This window comes from Staphylococcus sp. HMSC036D05 (genome assembly GCF_001836225.1).
GTDB classification, from domain to species: domain Bacteria; phylum Bacillota; class Bacilli; order Staphylococcales; family Staphylococcaceae; genus Staphylococcus; species Staphylococcus caprae.
The window spans coordinates 68,136-91,659 of sequence record NZ_KV827785.1; the positions used below are offsets into that span (position 1 = coordinate 68,136).

The 23,524-nt window shown below is 34.9% G+C and carries 22 protein-coding genes and 2 pseudogenes; 19 read left to right on the top strand and 5 right to left on the bottom strand.

The features are described 5' to 3' along the window. From HMPREF2580_RS10955 to HMPREF2580_RS10975, 5 genes are all read left to right on the top strand, one after another. Window positions 1–771, top strand: coding sequence for an ABC transporter permease (locus tag HMPREF2580_RS10955; protein WP_070833001.1), 771 nt, complete (start codon window positions 1–3; stop codon window positions 769–771). Then, complete coding sequence (locus tag HMPREF2580_RS10960) at window positions 738–1,508, top strand: ATP-binding cassette domain-containing protein (protein WP_070833092.1); 771 nt, start codon at window positions 738–740, stop codon at window positions 1,506–1,508. The genes HMPREF2580_RS10955 and HMPREF2580_RS10960 overlap by 34 nt, the downstream gene beginning before the upstream one ends. Continuing rightward, window positions 1,501–2,148 (top strand): ABC transporter ATP-binding protein, encoded by a 648-nt coding sequence (locus HMPREF2580_RS10965; RefSeq protein ID WP_070833004.1) that lies wholly within the window; start codon window positions 1,501–1,503, stop codon window positions 2,146–2,148. The genes HMPREF2580_RS10960 and HMPREF2580_RS10965 overlap by 8 nt, the downstream gene beginning before the upstream one ends. A gap of 188 nt (window positions 2,149–2,336) precedes the next feature. Further along, the gene (locus HMPREF2580_RS10970) at window positions 2,337–3,029 is read left to right on the top strand and encodes an ABC-2 transporter permease (protein ID WP_070833007.1); all 693 of its coding nucleotides are present in this window, start codon (window positions 2,337–2,339) and stop codon (window positions 3,027–3,029) included. Then, window positions 3,029–3,952: an ABC transporter ATP-binding protein gene (locus HMPREF2580_RS10975; RefSeq protein ID WP_070833009.1), complete on the top strand. Its 924-nt coding sequence runs from the start codon at window positions 3,029–3,031 to the stop codon at window positions 3,950–3,952. Before HMPREF2580_RS10970 ends, HMPREF2580_RS10975 begins: the two co-directional genes overlap by 1 nt. 603 nt (window positions 3,953–4,555) lie before the next feature. Here HMPREF2580_RS10975 and HMPREF2580_RS10985 read toward each other — a convergent pair. After that, window positions 4,556–5,122 (bottom strand): DUF5067 domain-containing protein, encoded by a 567-nt coding sequence (locus HMPREF2580_RS10985; RefSeq protein WP_044466453.1) that lies wholly within the window; start codon window positions 5,120–5,122, stop codon window positions 4,556–4,558. 549 nt (window positions 5,123–5,671) lie between these two features. On the opposite strand from HMPREF2580_RS10985, the gene cntK reads away from it, so the two are divergent. The 9 genes from cntK (at window position 5,672) to HMPREF2580_RS11030 (ending at window position 14,862) form a co-directional block, all read left to right on the top strand. Next, window positions 5,672–6,514 carry a histidine racemase CntK gene (cntK, locus tag HMPREF2580_RS10990; protein WP_070833012.1) on the top strand — a complete coding sequence of 281 codons (843 nt, stop codon included), beginning with the start codon at window positions 5,672–5,674 and terminating at the stop codon, window positions 6,512–6,514. Then, window positions 6,511–7,326 (top strand): staphylopine biosynthesis enzyme CntL, encoded by an 816-nt coding sequence (gene cntL, locus HMPREF2580_RS10995; protein ID WP_070833015.1) that lies wholly within the window; start codon window positions 6,511–6,513, stop codon window positions 7,324–7,326. The genes cntK and cntL overlap by 4 nt, the downstream gene beginning before the upstream one ends. Beyond that, window positions 7,319–8,614, top strand: coding sequence for a staphylopine biosynthesis dehydrogenase (gene cntM / locus HMPREF2580_RS11000; protein WP_070833018.1), 1,296 nt, complete (start codon window positions 7,319–7,321; stop codon window positions 8,612–8,614). The genes cntL and cntM overlap by 8 nt, the downstream gene beginning before the upstream one ends. Window positions 8,615–8,699: 85 nt before the next feature. Continuing rightward, window positions 8,700–10,298, top strand: coding sequence for a staphylopine-dependent metal ABC transporter substrate-binding lipoprotein CntA (gene nikA / locus HMPREF2580_RS11005; protein WP_070833021.1), 1,599 nt, complete (start codon window positions 8,700–8,702; stop codon window positions 10,296–10,298). Between the two features lie 12 nt (window positions 10,299–10,310). Continuing rightward, window positions 10,311–11,246, top strand: coding sequence for a nickel/cobalt ABC transporter permease (gene opp1B, locus HMPREF2580_RS11010; protein WP_070833024.1), 936 nt, complete (start codon window positions 10,311–10,313; stop codon window positions 11,244–11,246). Continuing rightward, entirely contained in the window at window positions 11,243–12,112 is an 870-nt protein-coding gene (gene opp1C / locus HMPREF2580_RS11015) for a staphylopine uptake ABC transporter permease subunit CntC (RefSeq protein WP_002444882.1), read from the top strand. The genes opp1B and opp1C overlap by 4 nt, the downstream gene beginning before the upstream one ends. Next, window positions 12,109–12,924: a staphylopine uptake ABC transporter ATP-binding protein CntD gene (locus HMPREF2580_RS11020; RefSeq protein WP_070833027.1), complete on the top strand. Its 816-nt coding sequence runs from the start codon at window positions 12,109–12,111 to the stop codon at window positions 12,922–12,924. Before opp1C ends, HMPREF2580_RS11020 begins: the two co-directional genes overlap by 4 nt. Then, window positions 12,917–13,666, top strand: a complete 750-nt coding sequence (locus HMPREF2580_RS11025) for an ABC transporter ATP-binding protein (RefSeq protein WP_070833030.1) — start codon at window positions 12,917–12,919, stop codon at window positions 13,664–13,666. Before HMPREF2580_RS11020 ends, HMPREF2580_RS11025 begins: the two co-directional genes overlap by 8 nt. A gap of 11 nt (window positions 13,667–13,677) precedes the next feature. Further along, complete coding sequence (locus HMPREF2580_RS11030) at window positions 13,678–14,862, top strand: staphylopine family metallophore export MFS transporter CntE (protein ID WP_070833033.1); 1,185 nt, start codon at window positions 13,678–13,680, stop codon at window positions 14,860–14,862. A gap of 185 nt (window positions 14,863–15,047) precedes the next feature. Here HMPREF2580_RS11030 and HMPREF2580_RS12265 read toward each other — a convergent pair. Beyond that, window positions 15,048–15,161: pseudogene (locus tag HMPREF2580_RS12265) on the bottom strand (IS110 family transposase); the annotation flags it as partial. Window positions 15,162–15,298: 137 nt separating this feature from the next. Here HMPREF2580_RS12265 and HMPREF2580_RS11035 point away from each other — a divergent pair. Next, complete coding sequence (locus HMPREF2580_RS11035) at window positions 15,299–16,405, top strand: NAD(P)-dependent alcohol dehydrogenase (protein WP_070833035.1); 1,107 nt, start codon at window positions 15,299–15,301, stop codon at window positions 16,403–16,405. 74 nt (window positions 16,406–16,479) lie between these two features. Here HMPREF2580_RS11035 and HMPREF2580_RS11040 read toward each other — a convergent pair whose 3' ends face one another. Continuing rightward, the gene (locus tag HMPREF2580_RS11040; protein WP_256326452.1) at window positions 16,480–17,034 is read right to left on the bottom strand and encodes a DUF4334 domain-containing protein; all 555 of its coding nucleotides are present in this window, start codon (window positions 17,032–17,034) and stop codon (window positions 16,480–16,482) included. Between the two features lie 210 nt (window positions 17,035–17,244). After that, a complete protein-coding gene (locus HMPREF2580_RS11045; RefSeq protein WP_070833042.1) occupies window positions 17,245–18,282 on the bottom strand; it encodes a PTS sugar transporter subunit IIC in 1,038 nt (345 codons plus the stop codon). A 342-nt stretch (window positions 18,283–18,624) separates the two neighbouring features. Between HMPREF2580_RS11045 and HMPREF2580_RS11050 the strand changes: the two genes are divergently transcribed. The 4 genes from HMPREF2580_RS11050 to HMPREF2580_RS11065 all read left to right on the top strand — a co-directional run bounded on the left by HMPREF2580_RS11050 (window position 18,625) and on the right by HMPREF2580_RS11065 (window position 21,722). Then, window positions 18,625–18,852, top strand: a complete 228-nt coding sequence (locus tag HMPREF2580_RS11050) for an AbrB/MazE/SpoVT family DNA-binding domain-containing protein (protein ID WP_070833045.1) — start codon at window positions 18,625–18,627, stop codon at window positions 18,850–18,852. Then, the gene (locus tag HMPREF2580_RS11055) at window positions 18,852–19,247 is read left to right on the top strand and encodes a type II toxin-antitoxin system death-on-curing family toxin (RefSeq protein WP_070833048.1); all 396 of its coding nucleotides are present in this window, start codon (window positions 18,852–18,854) and stop codon (window positions 19,245–19,247) included. Before HMPREF2580_RS11050 ends, HMPREF2580_RS11055 begins: the two co-directional genes overlap by 1 nt. 101 nt (window positions 19,248–19,348) lie before the next feature. Further along, complete coding sequence (gene brnQ, locus HMPREF2580_RS11060) at window positions 19,349–20,710, top strand: branched-chain amino acid transport system II carrier protein (RefSeq protein WP_070833050.1); 1,362 nt, start codon at window positions 19,349–19,351, stop codon at window positions 20,708–20,710. 142 nt (window positions 20,711–20,852) lie between these two features. Continuing rightward, window positions 20,853–21,722, top strand: a complete 870-nt coding sequence (locus HMPREF2580_RS11065; RefSeq protein ID WP_070833053.1) for a patatin-like phospholipase family protein — start codon at window positions 20,853–20,855, stop codon at window positions 21,720–21,722. Window positions 21,723–21,827: 105 nt separating this feature from the next. On the opposite strand, the pseudogene HMPREF2580_RS11070 reads toward HMPREF2580_RS11065, so the two are convergent. Further along, window positions 21,828–23,392: pseudogene (locus HMPREF2580_RS11070) on the bottom strand (YfcC family protein). Window positions 23,393–23,524: the final 132 nt, after the last annotated feature.

The following is a 23,524-nucleotide window of genomic DNA, read 5'->3' on the forward strand; positions in this document are numbered from 1 at the left end:
ATGACACAGCACTTAAAACGATATTTAGCAATGACTTTAATAGGATGTGTCATGGTAAGTTTATGCATGATTGTGAATACAGCAGGGACAGATAGCACACATGCATTACAAGCGCCTAATCTTAAACACGTATTAGGTACAGATCAACTTGGGAGAGACTTTTTTACAAGATTGCTTATTGGTAGTGGTGTGACGCTAGGTTTAACAGCTATCGTTATGGTTCTAAGTATATTAATCGGTTTAACATTAGGACTTGTAGCTGGTATTGAAAGGAAATGGATAGATAAAGGATGTATGTTTATTGCTGATATGTTACTAGCCATTCCTTCTTTCATCATCGCCTTAGTTATACTCAGTTTAATGAGTAATTCAATGATGGGCCTGATCTTTGCGCTGACCTTAGGCTGGGTCGGCCGATATTTACGTTATTTTAGAAATTTAACTCGTGATATTCAGAAAAGACCGTTTATTACTTATGCAGTATTAAGTGGAAATTCCATATTTAAAACAACGATGACACATACAATTCCGCATTTAGTCAGTAATATATTGGCTTTAGTCACTGCAGATTTTGGGAAAATTATGTTAAGTATTTCAGGACTTGCCTTTTTAGGTCTCGGCATTCAACCACCTACACCTGAATTAGGTACAATTTTGTTTGATGGCAAAAGCTATTTCAATGGTGCCCCGTGGCTCTTTTTCTTTCCTGGCTTACTTTTAGGAGGTTATGCCTTATTATTCCAAATCATCAACAAAAAGATAATGAAATAAATCATATATTAAAAGTTGAAGAATTAAATATTTATCATCGCGAACAACCTTTGATTAAATCAGTAGCTTTAGATGTAGGCTGTGGTGATTTTTACTGTATTATTGGAGAAAGTGGGAGCGGTAAATCTTTATTAACACGTACCATTCTTGGTATGGAAAAGGCGTCTTTAACATACGAAGGACATGTTGAAATTAATTTAGATAAAACAGATGCCATGTTTCAAGATGTACATAGTAATTTGTTTCAAAACATGACATTGGAGAAGCATTTTCAATATTTATATGAAGCAACACAATCCAATTTGTCACAACAACAACGCAACGCTGAAGTCGTACAGATGTTACAAATGCTTGGGTTCGACAATGGAGAGGAATTACTGAATTATTATCCGTTTGAATTAAGTGGGGGTATGGCGCAAAGAGTTGCCTTCATCATGTCATTAATAAGACAACCCGAGTGCTTAGTATTGGACGAGCCAACGAGTGCATTAGATAAGGAGAACAGCGATAAATTTATGCGTTATTTAATTGATGCTGTTAATCGCTACAATATGACCATCATTTTTGTGACACATGATTTAAACTTAGTTCGCACGTATGCCACGCATATCAGTATGATGCAACACGGTGAAATCATTGAATCTGGAAAAGCTACCACAATTTTAGAAAATCCGAAGCATGATTATACTAAAAAATTAATTACTATTGCGCAACGACGGAGACGAAATGATGCTTAAAGTTAACCAATTATCCAAATATATTAATCATAAAGTAATTTTAGAATGTATTTCTTTTAATATGACAGGGCAGTATTTATTAATTTGTGGAAAAAGCGGAAGCGGTAAATCTACATTGGCAAAAATAATTGCTGGGTTAGACTCAGATTATTCTGGATACATGTCTTTTAATGGAACAGCTAAAGAGGATTTTACAGATAAAGCATGGATGAAAGACATACAGTATGTCCCACAATACCAACGTGATACGTTAAATGGGCGAAAGACCGTAGAATACACATTAAAAGAGCCATTGATCAATTACAAATTTGATAAAGTAAGTTATCAAGATCGAATCGCTACAGTGATTGAAAAGTGCATGTTACCTAAAGAGATTTTAAAGCAACGTATTGAAACATTAAGCGGGGGACAATTTCAAAGAGTTTGGATAGCTAAAGCACTTATCGTTGAACCTCAAGTATTGATTCTAGATGAAGCAACAACTAATTTAGATGTGATAAGTGAAGAGACGATATTAGACATGTTAAAGTCACTTAATAATACAAAGTTAATCATCATCTCACATGATTCCTATGTGTTAAATACCTTTAAAAGCGAAATTTTAGAACTAGATAAATTTGATTTATCAGGATTTAAATAGATTGGATGTAGATTAGCGTGTCGCCTTTGAAAGGTAAACAATTTTGAGAACAGGAAGATGAAATCCTTCATTAAGAATAGGATATCTGTCCTGTTCTTTTTTTGAACTTTTAATCAATAATGATAATATATAAATACAATTGAAAAGTAATTATTTTTTAAAAACTTTTAGTTTTTGGAGGAAAATGTATGCTTTCTATAGCAAGAAAAGAGTTTGTTGCTCTATTTAAAAGTATAAAGTCTATCTTAATCATTTTGATTATGATTGCTATCAGTTTAGGCATAGCAAAATTATTAAGCCTATTTGGAAGTCAAATTAATAGTGTGACAGGATTAGAGAAAACACCATTTCAATTAGCATTATTGCTAACTGTATTGCTCACAAGTCCTTTATTTGTTTTTACACTTTCTCATAACATTATAAATGAGGAAGTCAAAAGTAGAACGATCCGATTTATCGCTACTAAAATAAATAGAAGCCATATCTTATTAGGTAAGTTTATTGGCACTTTACTATTTTGGTTAACTTGTCTATTTATTACAACGCTCTTATTAATTTTTTACTCTCATGAATTTTATTTATTAGAGTTATTACAATGTCTCGTGTTTGTGAGTTATTTCTTAGCGTTGGCGACACTGTTGTCAGTTCTCATTGATAATACGATATTAACTAACTTTTTAGGTATAGCACTTTCGTTGATCATGACTATATTAGGTTTATGGAGTATGAATTCTGATAAAATTTGGTTGAAATTATTCAGCTATATCACGCCTTACTTTTATTACCTTAAAGATAACCCTGCGATGCCTTTTATTGTAGTTATCTTTCCAGTAGTCTTTCTGATAATAAGTGTATATGTATTTAGAAAGAGGGATTTATAATGAATGCAATTCAAACCGATAATTTAACAAAAATTTATGAAGATAGAGAAGTTGTGAATCATATCAATTTAAATGTTAGAGAAGGAACGATATTTGGTTTTTTAGGTCATAATGGCGCCGGTAAATCAACTTTTATAAATATGTTAACAGGATTATGCCAGCCCTCTGACGGCACATTCACTTTAAATGTTGATAGTAAACGCGAGATTGGCGTATTACCAGACTATTCTTCTTTTTACAATCATATGACTGGAAAAGAACATATAAAATACTTTTGTAATATATTAAAGTATGATGTTTCTCAAAGCGAAATAGAAGATCTTTTCAAATCAATTGGCTTAGAAAATGGTTTGAATTTAAAAGTTAAAAAGTACTCTTTTGGGATGAAAAAGAAACTAGGGATTATACAAGCTGTAGTTAATAAACCTAAAATACTTTTCCTAGATGAGCCTACATCAGGCGTCGATGCGAATTCAATTTTATCAATACATCAATTGATTAAGAATATTGCTCAGTCTGGGACAACTATTTTCTTAACTTCACATAATTTAGATGAAATTCAAAAGTTATGTGATGAAATGGCTATTATGAGCCAAGGTAATATTGAAGTACAGGGGAATTTAGCACAACTAAGAGAAACTTATGAAGAAAGTCTGTCTTTAAAAATTGAGCATATGGCGTTAAATGAAAATCAAATGCAATTATTAAAAGAAAGATTGAATCATTTAAATCATGAGATAAAAGATATAGACATCAATAGCGGTTTTACCAACCTTAAAATTAAAGAGAAAAACACGATCCCATCAATAGTGAAATTATATGTTACTTTGGATATAGATATCTTCAAAGTTGATTTAGAAGAATTGTCATTAGAAGATATATTCTTAAGAAGTAGCAAGCATGAAAAGAAAGATCAAAACTAATCGAAGTAGATATTATTAATAGAGGCAGATTTGGGAGAGCATTAAAAAGATTGAAGTAAGCCTTCGGTTTGTCTGCAGTAACTATTCGAGCAGTCTAAATGCTTATAGATTTAAAAGAAAAGCATTATTCTTAAAATATAAACGAAGTATTGAATATAAAAGTAGCAGTAAGAAGATTCTAACTAAAATCCTCTTACTGCTATTATTTTTGGTAAATGGTGTCCCGAACTGTTTTGGACTAAGAACAATGTCTTATTTTATAGTTAATGATTTTTTCGTTTGCCTAATCTATAAAATCCATAAGCGATAACCATCGCTATAGTGAATAAATCGAAAGAATGAACAAGTGCACTTTTAAAAGTCATTTGTAGCCAAAAATACCGAATAATAAACAGTATTATAGATTGAACTATAGGAGCTATTACCACAATTGAAAATGACTTATTAAATATAATACTATACATGATTAAAAAAACCGTTAATAGAGTAATAACCAACATCAAAATATTAGGTAACAATAAAATAGCCTCCGTTTAACTTATATTCTAATCTAGGATATTATTATATTTTTTAAACGGTATATCTTTTTGTCACTATAGTGAATTATTTAAGTTTAATTTCTTTTTCGCCTAATTTTTTATGAAGTCCGTCTGGATCTTTAACTTCAAGTGTGACTGGTGTTTTAGTATCTTTTAATTTATACATTTTAACGCCTTTTACTGTACCACCTTTGTTTATTTCATTATCTTGATTTTCTCTATATTTTTCATATAATTCACTGTCGTAAGCGTCGCCTGAATATAAATGTCTTTTAACATTTTTAGAATCTTGATAACCTTCGAAGCTTTCTAAAAATGCTCCGTTTGCTGTAATATCTTTTTTACCAGTTTTGTTTTTTACTTCATATACTACTGCTAAATTTGGCTTTTCATCGTCTGAATATTTTGATGCTTTAAGAATTTTTGCATCTTTCAATTCAATATCATAGTTTTTAGTAGTTAATTTATCATTTTTGAATTTTGAGTCAGTTTTTTCTGAGTCATCACTTTTATCAACGGAAACACTATCGGAAGATTTATTGCTTGAATCACTTTCAGATGAATCTTTGTGACCTCCACAAGCCCCTAGAATAAGTGTTGACGCAAATAAGAGTCCTAATAATTTCTTCATAATCAATATCCTCCTGTATGTATTTAATGGAATGAGTATGTAAAATAAAAATATCCAACTATTAATTTTAAAAATATATTAAAACAATGAATATTTTCGTTAATAAGTATATCATTTGTATTGCATAATAGTAATGCTTTTATTTAAATTTAAAATGGTTAATATCATGATAAAACTAATGAATTTAAAATTCGAAAAAAACACAAATAAGTAGATTCAACTATAATTATTAATTTGTAAAATTAAGTTATAACATTTAGTATGTCTGTATTTATATAGTATTAAAATACGCCAACCACTCTCATTTTTCTTCTAGTATAAATCTTCTCATAACTCCTCAAGTCTCATTCGATCCACATTCCTCACTTCACTAATTGAAATTTATTATCAATTATATTGACAATATGGTCCTACTCGTATACTATAATCTTCAAATCATAACTGTTACGATTTATTTTGTACAACTATTTTAAAGTTGCTGATAGTTATAGGTACAACTATTTGTGACAGTAGCTTTAAAAGAGAATACACAACACAAAGGAGTGTCATATGCATCGTCAGGTGATTGAATTTTCAAAATATAATCCGTCGGGGATTATGACTATTCTTGTTCACTCAAAACATCATCCAAATGAATACGCAACAATTGCCAATCAATTAATGGCAACGACACATGTTTGCTGTGAACAAGTTGGTTTTATAGAATCTACGAATCACAATAATTGGGAAACATATCATTTAGTGATGAGTGGGAATGAATTTTGCGGGAATGCTACGATGTCATACATTCATTATTTGCAAGAGCATCAACTGTTACAACATTCGCAATGTCAGTTGAAAGTATCAGGATATTCTCAGCTCGTACCTTGTAAGGTTCATAACCATCGATGTTACGAAGTGGGAATGCCTCAAGTACAACAAATCAAACCAAGACAATTAGTCATTGCAGGACAACTATATCACGTACTTGAACTAACTTATGAATCTTACATACATTTTGTCGTTCCAACGCGAGATATTTCGGTGTCTTTTAAACAACAAGTAGAACAATTTGTGAGGACACAACGTTGGAACGTTAATTATAAAACCATTGGTGTCATGTTATTTGACACGGAGCAGCAGTTTTTACAACCACTCATTTATATACCTGAGGTGCAAAGTTTAATTTGGGAAAATAGCTGTGGCTCAGGGGCGGCTTCGATTGGTGTGTTTCAACAGTATCGAACAAATCAAGCGAGCAATGATTTCAAGGTGAATCAACCGGGTGGAAGCATTCTAGTTTCATCAACATTTAATGAACAAATGGGTTATTTAACATCTATTAAAGGTCAAGTTTCAACTGTCGCAACAGGACAAGCATATATAGAACAGGAGACGAAGACATACTTATGAACTTAAAGCATGATATACAGCATCGATTACAAACATACTTAAGCCAATTTGAAACATTATATAAACAAGTGCGAAAAGATGAGCAATACATTGATGAGCTAGAAACATTGGTTGATCGATATAGTCAATTGATATTAAGCCCGATTGCGCAACATCAATTCGATTCATGGAACGATAAGGAAGCGAAAGAAAGGTTAACGCAACAACTTCAAGATATTACTGCACAGTGCGTCAAACAAGTAGAAGTGATACGCGCTAAGCGGTTGTTAGACGGAAGGGCGTCTACCTCTGGTTATTTCGATAATATTGAACATTGTATTAACGAGGAATTTGGTCAATGTCGTATTAAGAAAGAAGATAAATTATTGCTTGTAGGTTCAGGTGCTTATCCAATGACGCTCATCCAAGTAGCTAAAGAAACGGGAGCGACTGTGATTGGCATCGATATCGATCCTCAAGCTTTAGATTTAGGACAACGTATCGTGAAGGTACTTGCGCCAAATGAAGATATTGAAATCACGCATCAAACGGTCGATCAATTGGAAGATACACATGATATTACGCACATTATTTTCAGCTCAACCATTCCGATTAAATATGACATCTTAGACCAATTATATGAATTGACGAATGACAATGTTGTAGTCGCCATGCGTTATGGAAATGGAATCAAATCATTATTTAATTATCCATCTCAGAAAACGGATGACAAACATTGGTATTGTGTCTCTCAACAAACAAGACCTGATCAAATATTTGATATTGCCCTCTATCGCAAAGCTTCTGTTAAAGAGGGGGCTTCAAATGTCTAATACATTAATTGTAGGGAGTGGTCCTGTAGCTATTCAACTTGCACAAATATGCCATCAAGTGACGGATGGCAACATTGATATTGTGAGTCGCGCAAAGACGTCTATTAAGTCGCAACGTGTGTATGATGCGTATCAAAGTGAAGGATATTTCCAAGTTTCCACTCAAAATGACGCGCATCATCAACTTTCAGGACAATTCAAAATTCATCAATTTTTTAAAGATATTAAAGATGTGGATCAAGAATACAATACGTTAATCATGGCGTGTACCGCAGATGCGTATCGTCCAATACTTGAACAACTCGCAACATCTACATTACAACGGGCGAAACACATCATCTTGGTCTCTCCAACTTTGGGATCACACATGTTGATTGAACAAATCATGTTAGAAATGAACCCAGACGTAGAGGTGATTTCATTTTCAACATATTTAGGAGATACACGAATAATAGACGCCGAACAACCGCATAAGGTGCTTACGACAGGGGTCAAATCCAAGCTATATGTAGGTTCTAATCACGCACACTCTAATTTGATTGAGCGCATTAAAACGTGCTTTGAACAATTAAAAATTCAACTCACAGTAATGGACACACCATTACAAGCTGAGATACATAATAGCTCACTCTATGTGCACCCCGCACTGTTTATGAATGACTTTTCATTACATGCAATATTTGAAGGCACCTCAGTACCTGTATATGTTTATAAACTATTTCCTGAAGGACCAATTACGATGACATTAATCCGTGAAATGCGTCAAATGTGGCAGGAAATGATGGCCATTTTAGACAAATTAAGTGTGCCGTCAGTCAATCTTTTGAAATTTATGGTGAAGGAAAATTATCCAGTGCGAGCGGAAACAATGACTGAATGGGAGATTGACCATTTTGAACAGTTACCCTCTATACATCAAGAATATCTATTATACGTTCGCTATACCGCCATTTTAATTGATCCATTTTCGCAACCTGATGAAAAGGGGAACTATTTTGATTTTTCAGCGGTTCCATATAAACAAATTGAGGTTGATGAACGAGACATTCTGCATATTCCAAGAATGCCAAGTGAAGACAGCTACCGCACATCGATCATTCAGGCAATCGGAAGGACGCTCGGTGTACAAACACCAATGATTGATCAATTCTTAGCTCGATATCGTGCATATTGCGAAAGTTATCAAACACAACATCCACATCAACGTGTATCGGCACAATTTGATCCACATGCGTATGACAAAGATATTACCTTAGTGAATCAATTTTTAAAGGAAAAGCATTCTTAAATATAAAGTCATACGCCTTATTGATACTACAAAGACACACGATACGTCATACGTAAACATCTTCAACATAGAAAGAGGAAATGATATGAACAAAATAACAAGAATGAGTACAGTTTTACTGATATCAGGGTTGATATTAACAGGTTGTGGTGGCAATAAAGAACTAGAAGAAAAGAAAGAACATAAGACGTTGTCATATACCACAGTGAAAGATATTGGCGATATGAATCCACATGTCTATGGTGGTTCAATGTCAGCAGAGAGTATGATTTATGAACCACTCGTAAGAAATACAAAGGAAGGCATCAAACCACTACTAGCTAAGAAATGGGATATTTCGGATGATGGTCAAACGTATACATTCCATTTAAGAAATGATGTGACGTTTCATGATGGTACAAAATTTGATGCTGAAGCGGTAAAGAAAAATATAGATGCTGTTCAACAAAATAAGAAGTTACATTCATGGCTGAAGATATCAACGCTCATCGACAACGTTAAAGTGAAAGACAAATATACGGTGCAACTTCATTTGAAGGAAGCGTATCAACCAGCATTAGCAGAACTTGCGATGCCTCGTCCATATGTCTTTGTATCTCCTAAAGATTTTAAACATGGAACAACGAAAGACGGTGTGAAATCATTCGATGGTACAGGACCATTTAAAATGGGACAGCACAAAAAGGATGAGTACGCAGAATTTAATAAAAACAAAGAATATTGGGGTGAAAAATCTAAATTAAATAAAGTCGAAGCAAAAGTTAAGCCTGCCGGGGAGACTGCCTTCTTATCAATGAAGAAAGGTGAAACGAACTTTACGTTCACTGATGATAGAGGAACAGACAGTTTAGACAAAGACGGCTTAAATCAATTGAAAGAAACAGGACAATACCAAGTTAAACGAAGTCAGCCGATGAACACGAAAATGATTGTGGCCAATTCAGGTAAAAAAGACAGTGCTGTAAGTGATAAAACAGTACGCCAAGCATTAGGCCATATGGTAAATCGAAATAAAATTTCTAAAGACATCTTGGACGGTCAGGAAAAGCCAGCAACGCAATTATTCGCGAAAAATGTGACAGACATTAACTTCAATATGCCAACACGCGAATATGATACGAAAAAAGCCGAGAAACTACTGGATGAAGCGGGTTGGAAGTTGTCTAAAGATAACAATGTACGACAAAAGAACGGCAAAGCGCTCACGCTCTCAATGTATTACGATAAAGGTTCTTCTGAGCAAAAAGAGCAGGCAGAATTTTTACAAGCTGAATTTAAAAAGTTAGGCATCAAGTTAAACATTAATGGAGAAACATCAGATAAAGTCGCAGAAAGACGAACATCAGGAGATTACGATTTAATGTTCAATCAAACGTGGGGATTACTCTATGATCCACAAAGTACACTTGCAGCATTTAAAACTAAAACAGGTTATGAAAGTGCGACATCAGGTATTAAGAATAAAGCAGATTTATATAAAGATATCGATGAAGCTTTCAAAATACAAAATGCTAAAGAACGTTCTAAGGCGTACCAAAAAATCTTAAAGCGTATCGATGATGAAGGCGTATTTATTCCTGTTTCTTATGGCAGAATGACGGTGGTTGCGCCAAAAGATTTAGATCATGTGTCATTTACTCAGTCGCAATACGAACTCCCATTTAATGAGATGCAGTATAAATAAGGGAGCGTCTAGATGGCCAAGTTAATACTCAAACGTCTTGTTCTCATGTTCCCGTTATTGATTGTAGTGAGTTTTATGACATTTATGATGACGTATCTAACTAAAGGAGATCCAGCTGTCACGATTTTACATGCACAAGGAACGCCTAACATTACGCCACAGTTAATTGCTGAAACTAATGAAAAGTATGGCTTAAACGCACCGATATTCATTCAATATAAAAATTGGCTTATTCAAGCGATACAATTTAAATTTGGTACGAGCTATATTACAGGAGATCCAGTATCAGAACGTATAGGGCCTGCCTTTTTCAATACTTTAAAACTTACACTGATTTCAAGTATTTCAGTTATTATTACATCTATTATATTAGGAGTTATCAGTGCTTTAACAAGAGGAAAGTTGACTGATCGTGTGATACGTTCAGTTGCGTTCTTCTTAACTGCACTACCTTCTTATTGGATAGCATCGATGCTCATTATCTATATATCAGTAAAGTTAAATCTCCTACCTACGTCTGGTTTAACAGGTCCTGAAAGCTATATCTTACCTGTCTTTGTAATTACGATGACGTATGCAGGTATTTATTTCAGAAATGTGAGACGCTCGATGATTGAACAACTGAATGAAGATTATGTGTTGTATTTAAATGCCAGTGGTGTACATACAATAACATTGCTCTTACACGTTTTACGTAATGCACTACAAGTTGCCGTCTCGCTCTTCTGTATGTCAGTACCTATGATTATGGGCGGGCTTGTCGTTATTGAAAATGTCTTCGCATGGCCTGGGTTAGGACAATTAAGTCTCAAAGCTATTGTCGAACATGATTTACCAGTTATTCAGGCCTATGTGCTCATTGTCGCTGTATTATTCATTGTGTTTAACACGATAGCAGATATGATTAACGCAATGTTAAATCCTAAATTAAGGGAGGCGACAAGATGATTATTTTAAAGCGTTTAATGCAAGATAGAGGTGCAGTGATTGCGATGAGCATCATTTTACTGTATGTCGTGCTCGGTTTATTCGCGCCTATCGTTACATATTACGAACCTAATCACATTAACACCTCAGATAAATTTGCTGGCATCAGTTGGTCGCATTGGTTAGGCACTGATCACTTAGGACGTGATGTGTTAACGCGAATGATTTACGGCATCAGACCGAGTTTATTATATGTGTTTATCGCGTTATTTGTGTCCGTAGTGATTGGCGCAATTCTCGGATTGATAGCTGGATATTTCCGAGGTTATATTGATGCTTTAATAATGCGTTGTTGTGATGTCATGTTGGCATTTCCAAGTTATGTTGTGACATTAGCATTGATTACAGTATTTGGTATGGGTGTAGAGAATATTATTTTGGCATTTATACTCACACGTTGGGCATGGTTTTGTCGTATTATTCGTACGAGCGTAATGCAATATACTGAAGCGGATCATGTGAAATTTGCTAGAACGATTGGTATGAGCCATTCATCTATTATTCTAAAGCATATCTTGCCTTTAACACTCGCTGATATCGCTATTATTTCGAGTAGTTCAATGTGTTCAATGATATTGCAAATGTCTGGGTTTTCATTTTTAGGGTTAGGCGTAAAAGCCCCGACAGCTGAATGGGGAATGATGTTGAATGAAGCACGCAAAGTGATGTTCACTCATCCTGAAATGATGTTAACTACAGGAATAGCCATCGTCATTATTGTTATGGCCTTTAACTTCCTATCGGATGCCTTACAAATTGCGATTGATCCACGAATTACTTCTAAGGAAAAGAGACGTGCCATGAAGAAAGGTGTGATGTCTATATGACGTTATTATCTGTCGAAAACTTGCGAATTACGGATGGTTGGACTCATACTACACTTGTAGAAGAAGTGAACTTTAAAGTAGCACAAGGCGAGACGCTCGGGATGATTGGAGAAAGCGGTAGCGGTAAATCTATTACGTGTAAAGCTTTACTAGGTTTAAATCCTGAACGACTTCGTGTGTCAGGGGATATTTATTTTGAAAATGAAAATTTAATGCATTTATCTCAAAAGGAATTACGTAGTCAACGAGGTAAGCATATTGCAATGGTGATGCAACACGGGGCACGCGCATTTGACCCCTCGGCAAAAGTGGGCAAGCAAATGATGGAAACAATGCGTGCACATACGACGTTAACGAAGACAGAAGTGAAACAAACGCTTGTGAAATATATGACGTATATCAATTTAAAGCAACCTGAAATCATCTTAAATGCATATCCTCATATGTTGTCAGGTGGTATGTTGCAACGACTGATGATTGCATTGGCTTTAGCATTGAAACCGAAGCTTATTATCGCGGATGAACCCACGACAGCATTAGATACGATTACGCAGTACGATGTGCTTGAAGCATTTCAAGATATTAAACGTCACTTTGATTGTGCCATGATTTTTATATCACATGATTTAACAGTGATTAATCAACTTGCAGATCGCGTCATTGTAATGAAAGAAGGTCGCCTCGTTGAGAGTGGTTCTACAGAAGACGTCTTGCATCATCCACGCCATGCTTATACGAAATATTTATTATCCACTAAAAAGAAAGTGAGTGATCATTTTCAAAGGGTGATGAGAGGTGAAGTCAATGCTTAAAATCACAAATGTTGAGAAGTCATACGGTAAAAAATCATGGTTCCATCCTGCGCCTCACTACATCGTCAAAGATGTAACATTTGAATGTCCAGTCGGGGAAAGTATCGCTATTATAGGAGAAAGTGGAAGCGGAAAGTCTACCCTCAGTCGAATGATTCTGGGTATTGAAAGGCCTGATAAAGGAAGTGTTACGCTTAACGATCAACCGATGTATCGCGCGAAAGTAAGGCGTCATCAAATCAGTGCAGTCTTTCAAGATTACACGTCATCGCTACATCCATTTCAAACGGTTAGAAATATCATGTTCGAAGTGATGTGTCGATGTGACAAGAAACATCAAGAAGAGATGGAAATCGATGCGATTAAATTATTGGAAGAAGTAGGACTAACGAAAGCGTATTTAGATAAATATCCCAACATGTTATCCGGTGGTGAAGCGCAACGTGTGGCCATTGCTCGTGCTATATGCATGAATCCTCAATATATTTTATTTGATGAGGCGATTAGTTCATTAGATATGTCTATTCAGACGCAAATATTAGACTTGTTAAAGAAATTAAGACAAACGCGACAACTAAGCTATATTTTTATTACACACGACATTCAGGCGGCTACCTATTTGTGTGATCAGTTAATCATTTTTAAAAATGGTCAAATTGAGGAGCACATAGAAACATGCGATTTACATTCAAGTCGTAATCCTTATACAACAGCATTGATTAATAAACAACTAACATTTTAAGGAGTGAGGCAATGAAAGGAGCCATGGCTTGGCCATTTCTAAGATTATACATATTAACCTTAATGTTTTTTAGCGCAAACGCAATTTTAAATGTATTTATTCCTTTAAGAGGGCATAGTTTAGGTGCAACAAACTCTATTATCGGTATTATCATGGGTGCCTATATGCTCACAGCGATGGTATTTCGCCCATGGGCAGGTCAAATTATTGCACGTGTGGGCCCAATTAAAGTATTACGTATCATTCTTTTTATCAATGCTTGTGCATTGATATTGTACGGCTTCACAGGATTAGAAGGTTATTTCGTGGCACGGGTCATGCAAGGTGTGTGTACGGCTTTCTTCTCCATGTCACTGCAACTTGGCATCATTGATGCGTTGCCAGAAGAACATCGTTCAGAAGGGGTATCTTTGTATTCGTTATTTTCTACCATACCTAATTTAATTGGACCACTTGTAGCAGTTGGAATATGGAATTACGGACCTATCTCTGTGTTCGCCATGGTCATGATTGGTATTGCTACGATAACGACGTTCTTTGGATATCGTGTGACATTTGCTGAACAAGAACCGGACACCCGTGATAAGATTGAGCCATTACAATTTAACGCCATCACAGTGTTTGCCCAATTTTTAAAAAATAAGGAACTCTTCAATAGCGGATGTATTATGATTATTGTATCTATCGTCTTCGGTGCAGTGAGTACGTTTGTACCATTATATACAGTGAAGTATGAATTCGCGGATGCAGGTATCTTCCTAACTATTCAGGCGATAGCAGTCGTATTGGCACGTATATATTTACGTAAACATATCCCATCAGACGGATTATGGCATCCATTATATATGGTCAATGTGCTGATGTTACTTACTATAGCTTCGATGCTAGTGGCTATAGGCCCACATCTTCATGTCGTCATCTTTTACGCAAGTGCGATGATGATTGGTATCACGCAAGCATTAGTCTATCCAACATTAACGTCATATTTAAGCTTTGCATTGCCTAAATCGGGACGGAATATGCTACTAGGATTATTCATCGCTTGTGCAGATTTAGGTGTTTCATTAGGCGGCAGTTTGATGGGGCCGATTTCAGATCTAATCGGCTATAGTTGGATGTATTTAGTATGTGGTTTACTGGTAATATGCGCGATAATGATGAGCTTGATAAAAAAACAAAATGTCAGCCGAGGATGAGAGAATAAAATATTTTGAGTTAGTTTGGAGGGAGTGGGACATCATTAATTGTCTCAGCCTTCTTTCCTACGATTAATCAAGTACTTATCTTATTTAAAAAGTCATAATGAAATAAACCGTTCAATTTCAAATTTTTGAATAAGGTGTAATAAACTTGATTATATGATTGGCTAATGTGGGGACATTTAATAATCATATAATCGATGATTCATTATTAAATAGTGAATCGTTTTTAATAGTCGATTGATACAAGCGACTACAGCGGTCTTATGAGCTTTCTCATGAGGCTGCTCTTTTATTATGACAATCATTATTTATAATTAGGGATTAATCCTACTAAAAATGTTTAGAAAATTTCGAAGATATTGGTGAAAGTTTAATAAAAAAGGGTAAATTTACAGTAAGGCGTTAAATATATATTTAGGAGGTTTTGCAAATGAAAACAAATGCTTTTGTCACTACTGAAGAGAACCCTTTTAGTTACCAAACGATTGTATTAGATGAACCAAATGCGGATGAAGTGTTAGTCAGAGTTATCGCAACAGGTGTTTGTCATACAGATTCTGCAGTCATCGGAAATGTTATGCCGACGCCTAAACCCGCTGTATTAGGGCATGAAGGTGCAGGTATTGTTGAAAAAGTGGGCGAACATGTGACACATGTTAAAGAAGGAGATCACGTTGTTTTAGGATTTACTTATTGTGGTGAATGCAAAAATTGTTTAGATGGCAATGCTGGAGCTTGTGAAAATTTTGTAGCATTAAACTTACTTGGTAGAAATCAAAAGAACGAAACACCACTGCATACTGAAGATGGCGAAGATATTTCTCAATTCTTTGGACAATCTTCATTCAGTAATTATGTTACTGCAAATGAAAAGAATATTGTCAAAGTAGATGATGAGGTAGATTTAAGATATCTAGGCCCTCTAGGTTGTGGATTTATGACAGGGAGTGGCGCAGTTTTCAACTCACTTCAAACTAAACCAGGTTCAAGTTTTATTGTATTTGGTGTAGGGACAGTTGGATTGAGTGCGATTATGGCTGCGAAACTTTCTAATTGTTATCCTATTATCGCCGTAGATATCTTTGATGGTCGTTTAGATTTAGCAATGGAGTTAGGCGCTACGCATACCATTAATAGTAAAGAACATGATGTAGTAGAGAAAGTACATGAAATAAACGGTGCCGGTGTAAATTATGCATTTGAAACGACTGGAGTTCCAGATGTAATCTTATCAGCTTTAAGAAGCTTAGCTGTTAAAGGAGAATGTGCCACAGTAGCCGTCAATGATAAAGAAGTATCATTAAATGTTACAAATGATATTATGAGAAATGCGTTAACACTCAAAGGTGTGCTTGAAGGCGATGCAATGCCACAGTTATTAATTCCAGAATTAGTTCAATTCTTTAAACGTGGACAATACCCAATGGATAAAATGGTTAAATTCTATCAACCTGATGAAATCGGACAAGCTTTTGAAGATTCTAGAACCGGAAATACTATTAAGCCAATTGTTGTTTTTGATGCGTCATTTCAATAAGTAAATATAAAATAGATCATCCAAGCTTATATTTAATATGCATTAAGCTTGGATGATATTTTAATACAAATCATTTATTGAATTTCTTGTTTCTGAACTCTTTTAAGATAGAAGAAATAAGATTTTTCAGATGGGAAATTTTTAATATCCATTACGCCTAACATGGTATCTTCATCTATTTTACGGAAGATATCTATAATAGGTTTTTGGTCATATATCATAGAGGCACTTGCTTTACCTCTATAATCCACAAGACGTAATCGCGCTCTACTTTTTTTAGTAATAATGAATGGGCGTGCCAGTTTCATAAATAAAGATACATACGTTTTTGGTAATTTAGAAAGTATTGGGTCAAGTGATACACGACCAGGATTGCCTGCGAATAAAAAGCCATCTTTTTTCTGGAATACTAATGGATGCACATGTTCATTATCGATAAATTTTTTACCATACCATGAAGAAGCAGTGAGTAAACCTTCCATAGGATGACCTGTTTTGAGCTCTTCACCTTTCCATAATCCATAAGTGTCTTCTAAATTTACAGTGTCTAGTGAATCAAAGAATTCGAACGCTTCCTCTTGAGAAATGCGTTTTTTAGCCAATTCTTTTAATTTATCTAATTGAGCCATTGATTTCATCTCCATCATTTTTATTATTTAATTTATATTGATGATGATAGGTCACATATTTTAATTTACCCGGTAAAGTTAAATACGACACTTTAAAGTCGATATTCTACTCAAACCATTGGAAAATTTATGATTACTTCTAAATTTGTAATAAAAAACATCTACCTTGGTTGCGTTATCATCTGGCAACGGGTAGATGTTTCTTCTATATTATGAATGACTTTTACCTTTATTCCATGGCATTGGAATATGCAAGTGTAATAAGTCGAATTTTTTAATTAATGAGCCAATAATAAATGCTAAGATAGTTCCTGTCACTGCAACAGCTGCAATCGTAATAATTGATTTAATAGGACTATTGAAACCGAATAATACAATCGCACCTGCCATTGGTGTGGCCATGCCAGTAACACCAATTTTTAGACCGCTGAACGCGATAATACATGCGTTGACCATACCTATAATCGCATTTGTACCATATAAGACGGGTGCGTATTTCACGATTAAATCGATTTGTGTGAGTGGTTCGATAAATACGGCAAATCGATTTGGTTTTTGACCAATTTTTAAAAGGTTAAATAATGTAAAGTTAACAAATGATGCACCTGTACATACGATTGCACCGATCGCCATAGGTAAGCCAGTAAGTCCTAAGATACTTGCAAGGACCATTGAACTTAATGGTGTCATACTTGTTACTGGAATGATGAGTCCTAGAATAATCGCGAGTGCGTATGGACTGCTATCTCCAACTGAATTAACGGCATTCGCAATTTGATTTAATACTGCTGTGACGCCTGGGTTAATCAATGTTGCTAATCCATAGACAAGCGCTGGTGCGATAAGGATAACGACGATTAAGTCTAAGCCTTCTGGAACTTTCTTTTCAATAAATTTAATCACAAATGCAGTTAGATACGCTGCTATAAATGCAGGTAATAAACTAAAGTCTTTTAATACTAATCCTACAATCACTGCAAAGACTGGTGAAACACCTAAGTTGATGCATGCGAGAATTCCGACCGCAATGCCACCAAGACTCCCTGCAAGGTCACCAATCTCTTGTAGGAATTTAATATGGAAAATGCCACCAATAGCGTAACTTAAGAAGGCCTGTGGTAGAAATGTTGCACAAGCTGCCCCTGATAGCGCTTGTAGACCTTCTTTACCATATGGCGCAAATTTTAAGAACAATGTCATAATAACTAGTACTATGACTAATGTCCCAACTCCTAATATGATATTCATCTCTTATAACCCCTTTAGTGTAAATCTATATGTTTCCCAAAACATTTCTCAATTGTAACACAATTAATTGGAGGAAATTTAATTGTGTTTTGAGTGTTAATGCGAATTTAATATTTTTGAAAATTCAAAAGTGCAACAATTCTATAAAAATTAGGTCGTGAGTAATAAATCAACTAGGCTATGTAAAGCCATTTGATTTCAAAAATGTAAACATTTATTTGTATATACATGTGATTACGTATATACTTAATTTATTATAATAGGATTAATTAACAGTTGAGCTAAAAAGAACAATATTTAATTTAACAGAATTTATTTATAGCTAATTTAGGAGTTGATTATATGATTTCTAGAAAAGTTAGAAAAAGTGGCAATGGTCTAGTAGTCGGAATGCCCAAAAAAGTATTAGAGGACTTAAACGTTAAAGAAGGAATGAGTATACAATTTATAAAAAAAGAAAATGGCTATCAAATAACGACTGCACATGATAATGATGAAGAAATTTTAGATTTAGCTAGGGAAATATCAGAAAAATATAAAACAGTATTTGAAAAATTGGTCGAAAGATAATGAAATATTTAAGTGAAAAAGATTTAATTTTATTAAATACATTTGTAATCAAAGAATATTCGCCTAAAGAATTTATAGGAGTAAAAGAGCCTACTGCTTTAAATATGACTATTGAGTCTGTGAAACAAAATGTTTTTGGTCAAGAACTATATTACTCTGTAGAAATGAAAGGTGCTAATTTGTACAGGAATATAGTAAAAAAACATATATTTTTTAATGGTAATAAAAGAACGGCTTTTATGGCATTGAACATTTTCTTAAGAAAAAATGGACTAATTTTAGAAGTTAACTCACAAGAAGCGGTAGAATTTACTGTTAAAATAGCTACTGAAAATTTAGAAGAAAAAATAATTGTTGAGTGGATAAGAAAACATACTAAAACTAATTTACTTTGATTAAAGTGTATATAATTATAGCGATAATTTATTGAATAATCTGAAAAAAGAGTTTAATCTCATGTATAATAGCTAATAACATAGACATAGGAGATACATTAATGATAAAAAACAAACTTACAATTAAAGAAAATATTTTTATTGGATCGATGTTGTTTGGTCTCTTCTTTGGCGCAGGAAACTTAATTTTCCCAATACATCTAGGTCAAACAGCTGGTTCTAACGTATTTACAGCTAATTTAGGTTTCTTAATCACAGCTATTGGTTTACCATTTTTAGGAATTATTGCCATTGGTGTATCGAAGACAAATGGTATTTTTGAAATTTCTTCAAGAGTGAGTAAAATCTATGCGTATTTATTTACTATTGGATTATATCTTGTGATTGGGCCATTTTTCGCATTACCGAGATTGGCAACGACGTCATATGAAATTGCGTTTTCGCCATTTATTTCACCGGGCCAAGGAAAAATTGTGTTACCGATATTTAGTATTTTATTTTTCCTAGCAGCTTGGTTTTTTGCCAGAAAGCCATCAAAAATCTTAGATTATATAGGTAAATTTTTAAATCCTGTATTTTTAATTTTACTTGGTATCGTAGTTTTACTTGCATTTATTCATCCAATGGGTGGCGTGAGCCATGCGCCGGTGACTCCACAATACAAAGATGGTGCGTTGCTCAAAGGATTTATCGATGGTTATAACACTTTAGATGCACTGGCATCTTTAGCATTCGGTATCATTATCGTGACGACGATTAAGAAATTGGGTGTGACGAACCCGAATACGATTGCTAAAGAAACATTCAAATCAGGAACAATTAGTATCGTCGGTATGGGGCTCATTTATAGCTTACTTGCAATCATGGGTACGATGAGTTTAGGTAATTTTAAAGTCAGTGAAAATGGGGGCATCGCACTCGCGCAAATAGCTCAACATTACCTTGGAGATTACGGCATCATCGTGCTGTCACTCATTATCATTGTGGCATGTTTAAAAACAGCAATCGGATTAATTACAGCATTTTCAGAGACATTTACAGAGCTCTTTCCTAAACAAAAATATATTATGTTTGCGACAGTGGTAAGTGTGTTGGCGTGTATCTTCGCCAATGTGGGTTTAACAAAAATTATTATGTACTCAACGCCAGTATTAATGTTTATCTATCCACTCGCAATTACGTTAATTCTCTTAACTTTAGCAAGTCCATTATTCAATCATTCTAAAGTAGTGTATCGATTTACAACATTCTTTACTATGATTGCTGCATTTATCGATGGTGTGAAAGCAAGTCCTGAATTCTTCGCCAAAACGAGTTTCGCCCGTTTCATTATTTCTTTAGGTGAAAAGTATTTACCATTCTTCACTATAGGAATGGGTTGGATAATCCCAGCGTTAGTTGGGTTCATTATCGGATTCGTTGTATATAAAATACGAGGAAACAAACAACCTCAAACATATTAATGTAATTAAAAAATTTTAAAAAGCTATGTATACCGTGAGTGATAAGGTATGCATAGCTTATTTTTTGGATTAAAGTTTTAAAATTTGATTCTATGAAAAAGGGTAATTATGATAATGAAGAGTCATCACTCATAAAGGTGGAATGAAAGTGGTAAATCATAAAGAGAATTTAAACCATGCCCTAGTATTAGGCGGAGGCGGTTCGCTTGCCATTGGTTGGCAATTAGGATATATTTCAGCTCTTGATCAAGCTGGAATAGATGTTAGACATTCAGATTTAGTCATCGGGACGTCTGGTGGGGCACAAGCGGCAACGGGTATTACCTCAAATAAAAGTTGGGAAGATATTTTCGAAGAACAAATTGCCCCAAAATCCAACGAAGAACCGCCAAGTCAGGACATGTCTGGGGTGTTCGCCCGTTATAATGAAATAGAGAAAAACGCTAACACGCCAAAAGAATGGATTGAAAATTATAGTGAATATGCGCTAGAGGATAACAAATTTGATGAAAATGAACACATCAATAGATTAAAACACAGAATTAAAATGGATGAATGGCCTCAAAATTTAATGATTACAGCTGTCAACGCGCAAAAAGCAGAGCGAGTCGCATTCACATCCGAATCTGAAGTGGATTTATATCGCGCGATGGCTTCAAGTGGCTCACTACCCGGTGTATGGCCTGCTACAACAGTTAATGGTCAGAAACATTTTGATGGTGGTTGCCATTCGATGGAAAATGCAGATTTAGCAAAAGGTGCTAAAAAAGTATTGATTCTATCAACAAACCTTCCTATTTCTACACCTTATCGATTAGATGACGCTATTAAAGAACTAGAAGATAACGGTGCAGAGGTTAAATTAGTTACACCAAGTCAAGATGTATTCAATAAGTTAAATGAATTGGGTGGTAATACAGTGGATCCATCCATTCGACCAGAGATCGCAAAACTAGGCGAAGCACAAGGTCGCAAAGATGCAGAAATGATTAAGCAATTTTGGAATGAATAAAGATAAAATTTAGCGAGGTTAGGATTTCGACCTAACCTCGCTTTTATATGGCATCTTATAAAATCTGTGCTATCTCGGAACTTCATTTTCCGAAATTAAATATATCTAAGAATAAATCAATACTTGCGCGATGAGTAAACCGCCACCGAAGACGAGTACAAAGGCGACGACCGGCCAGACGAATCTCAACCAGTGGGAGTAGCGCATGTTGAGCATCTGTAAGGTTGCCATGACGAGTCCTGTTGGTGCAAGGAATAACATCGCATATTGACCAAATTGATAAGTTGTGACGATGACGAATCGAGGTATCCCAACTGTATCAGCTAATGGCGCAAAGATAGGCATAGATAACACTGCCAATCCAGATGATGATGGTACGATAAAACCTAAGAAGAAGAAAATCACTAATAAGACTATGATAAATAAAGGACCACTCATATGTTGCACGATGGAAGATGAGAAGTGCAAGATTGTGTCTGAAATTAATCCTTTATTTAATACTAAGTTGATACCACGCGCCAAACCAATAATTAATGATACGCCGACAAGGCTTGATGCACCATTGACAAATGCATCGACTGTGCCTTTTTCGCCAAGACCATATTTACCCATTCCTGCTATAAACATAATGATAATCGTAAATATAAGGAATGCTGATGCCATAATTGGGAACCACCAGCCTTGTGTCATTACGCCCCAAACCATGATAGGGAATGGCAATACGAATAAGGTAAGTATGATTTTTTTACGTAAAGTGAATGTTGAAGAGCTATTCTGATCCATTACTGACCATTGCTTTTCAAATTCTGTTTTATCTTCGTAAGCATAAGAAGCTTTTGGTTCTTTCTTAATTTTTTTGCAGTACCAATAAAGGTAACTTACTACAAATATAGCTCCGACGATACATGCTCCAATTCTCCAGTACAATCCATCTGTAAAGGTTGTTCCTGCAGCGTTAGAAGCGATGACTACTGAGAACGGATTAATCGTTGAAAATGTACTACCGATGGAACTCGCTAAAAAGATGGCGCCGACAGAAACGATGGAATCATATCCCAATGCGATGAATATTGGGACGAGTACTGGATAAAAGGCGACGGCCTCTTCTTCAATACCGCATAATGTTCCGCCAAGTACCATTAAAATTGCTACAAAAGCGATGAGCATAAACTCGTGGCCTTTCGTCTTCTGAGTTAAGGCCAGTAGACCTGACTCGAACGAACCACTCGCCTGAACGACACCTATGAGTCCACCTAGAACGAGGATGAAGACCATGATATCGACGGCTTCAATGGTACCCTTTACCATGCTGCTTGTAATTTGATCTAGACCAGCAGGATGTTGTTTAAGTCGTTCATAAGTATTTGGTATCGATACGGGTTTATTAATAGCTCCCGATTTGAATTGTTCAATTTTAATTTTAACACCCATTTTATCAAGCTCTTTTGTGTTCCTGGAACTTTTTTAACTTGATTATGAGGGTTTACGATTTTTAATTCTTGTGAAGCGGGTTCATATGATAATTTAGAATAAGCACCTGCGGGTATTAGCCATGTTGCTATCACGGCAACCACTGTGAGTAAGAATAAAATCATGAATGCACCGGGCATCCGTAATTTAAATCGCTTCTTCTTTTTATTTGAATCGATAGCATGTTCCAATATTTTCATCTCCTTTTTTTCTATATCATTCGAGAATCATGAAATTCATGCATATCTATAAAAATTTTCGTATTTTTCCAATAAAGAAGTGCACCCTGTATAGTTTGGGAGTAGATGGAAGAACAGGGTGCACAACTATGT

Coding starts and splice junctions, on each gene's coding strand:
- HMPREF2580_RS10955 (WP_070833001.1), top strand. CDS start 1: ATGACACAGCACTTAAAACGATATTTAGCAATGACTTTAATAGGATGT.
- HMPREF2580_RS10965 (WP_070833004.1), top strand. CDS start 1,501: ATGCTTAAAGTTAACCAATTATCCAAATATATTAATCATAAAGTAATT.
- HMPREF2580_RS10970 (WP_070833007.1), top strand. CDS start 2,337: ATGCTTTCTATAGCAAGAAAAGAGTTTGTTGCTCTATTTAAAAGTATA.
- HMPREF2580_RS10975 (WP_070833009.1), top strand. CDS start 3,029: ATGAATGCAATTCAAACCGATAATTTAACAAAAATTTATGAAGATAGA.
- HMPREF2580_RS10985 (WP_044466453.1), bottom strand. CDS start 5,122: ATGAAGAAATTATTAGGACTCTTATTTGCGTCAACACTTATTCTAGGG.
- cntK (WP_070833012.1), top strand. CDS start 5,672: ATGCATCGTCAGGTGATTGAATTTTCAAAATATAATCCGTCGGGGATT.
- cntL (WP_070833015.1), top strand. CDS start 6,511: ATGAACTTAAAGCATGATATACAGCATCGATTACAAACATACTTAAGC.
- cntM (WP_070833018.1), top strand. CDS start 7,319: ATGTCTAATACATTAATTGTAGGGAGTGGTCCTGTAGCTATTCAACTT.
- nikA (WP_070833021.1), top strand. CDS start 8,700: ATGAACAAAATAACAAGAATGAGTACAGTTTTACTGATATCAGGGTTG.
- opp1B (WP_070833024.1), top strand. CDS start 10,311: ATGGCCAAGTTAATACTCAAACGTCTTGTTCTCATGTTCCCGTTATTG.
- opp1C (WP_002444882.1), top strand. CDS start 11,243: ATGATTATTTTAAAGCGTTTAATGCAAGATAGAGGTGCAGTGATTGCG.
- HMPREF2580_RS11020 (WP_070833027.1), top strand. CDS start 12,109: ATGACGTTATTATCTGTCGAAAACTTGCGAATTACGGATGGTTGGACT.
- HMPREF2580_RS11025 (WP_070833030.1), top strand. CDS start 12,917: ATGCTTAAAATCACAAATGTTGAGAAGTCATACGGTAAAAAATCATGG.
- HMPREF2580_RS11030 (WP_070833033.1), top strand. CDS start 13,678: ATGAAAGGAGCCATGGCTTGGCCATTTCTAAGATTATACATATTAACC.
- HMPREF2580_RS11035 (WP_070833035.1), top strand. CDS start 15,299: ATGAAAACAAATGCTTTTGTCACTACTGAAGAGAACCCTTTTAGTTAC.
- HMPREF2580_RS11040 (WP_256326452.1), bottom strand. CDS start 17,034: ATGGCTCAATTAGATAAATTAAAAGAATTGGCTAAAAAACGCATTTCT.
- HMPREF2580_RS11045 (WP_070833042.1), bottom strand. CDS start 18,282: ATGAATATCATATTAGGAGTTGGGACATTAGTCATAGTACTAGTTATT.
- HMPREF2580_RS11050 (WP_070833045.1), top strand. CDS start 18,625: ATGATTTCTAGAAAAGTTAGAAAAAGTGGCAATGGTCTAGTAGTCGGA.
- HMPREF2580_RS11055 (WP_070833048.1), top strand. CDS start 18,852: ATGAAATATTTAAGTGAAAAAGATTTAATTTTATTAAATACATTTGTA.
- brnQ (WP_070833050.1), top strand. CDS start 19,349: ATGATAAAAAACAAACTTACAATTAAAGAAAATATTTTTATTGGATCG.
- HMPREF2580_RS11065 (WP_070833053.1), top strand. CDS start 20,853: ATGAAAGTGGTAAATCATAAAGAGAATTTAAACCATGCCCTAGTATTA.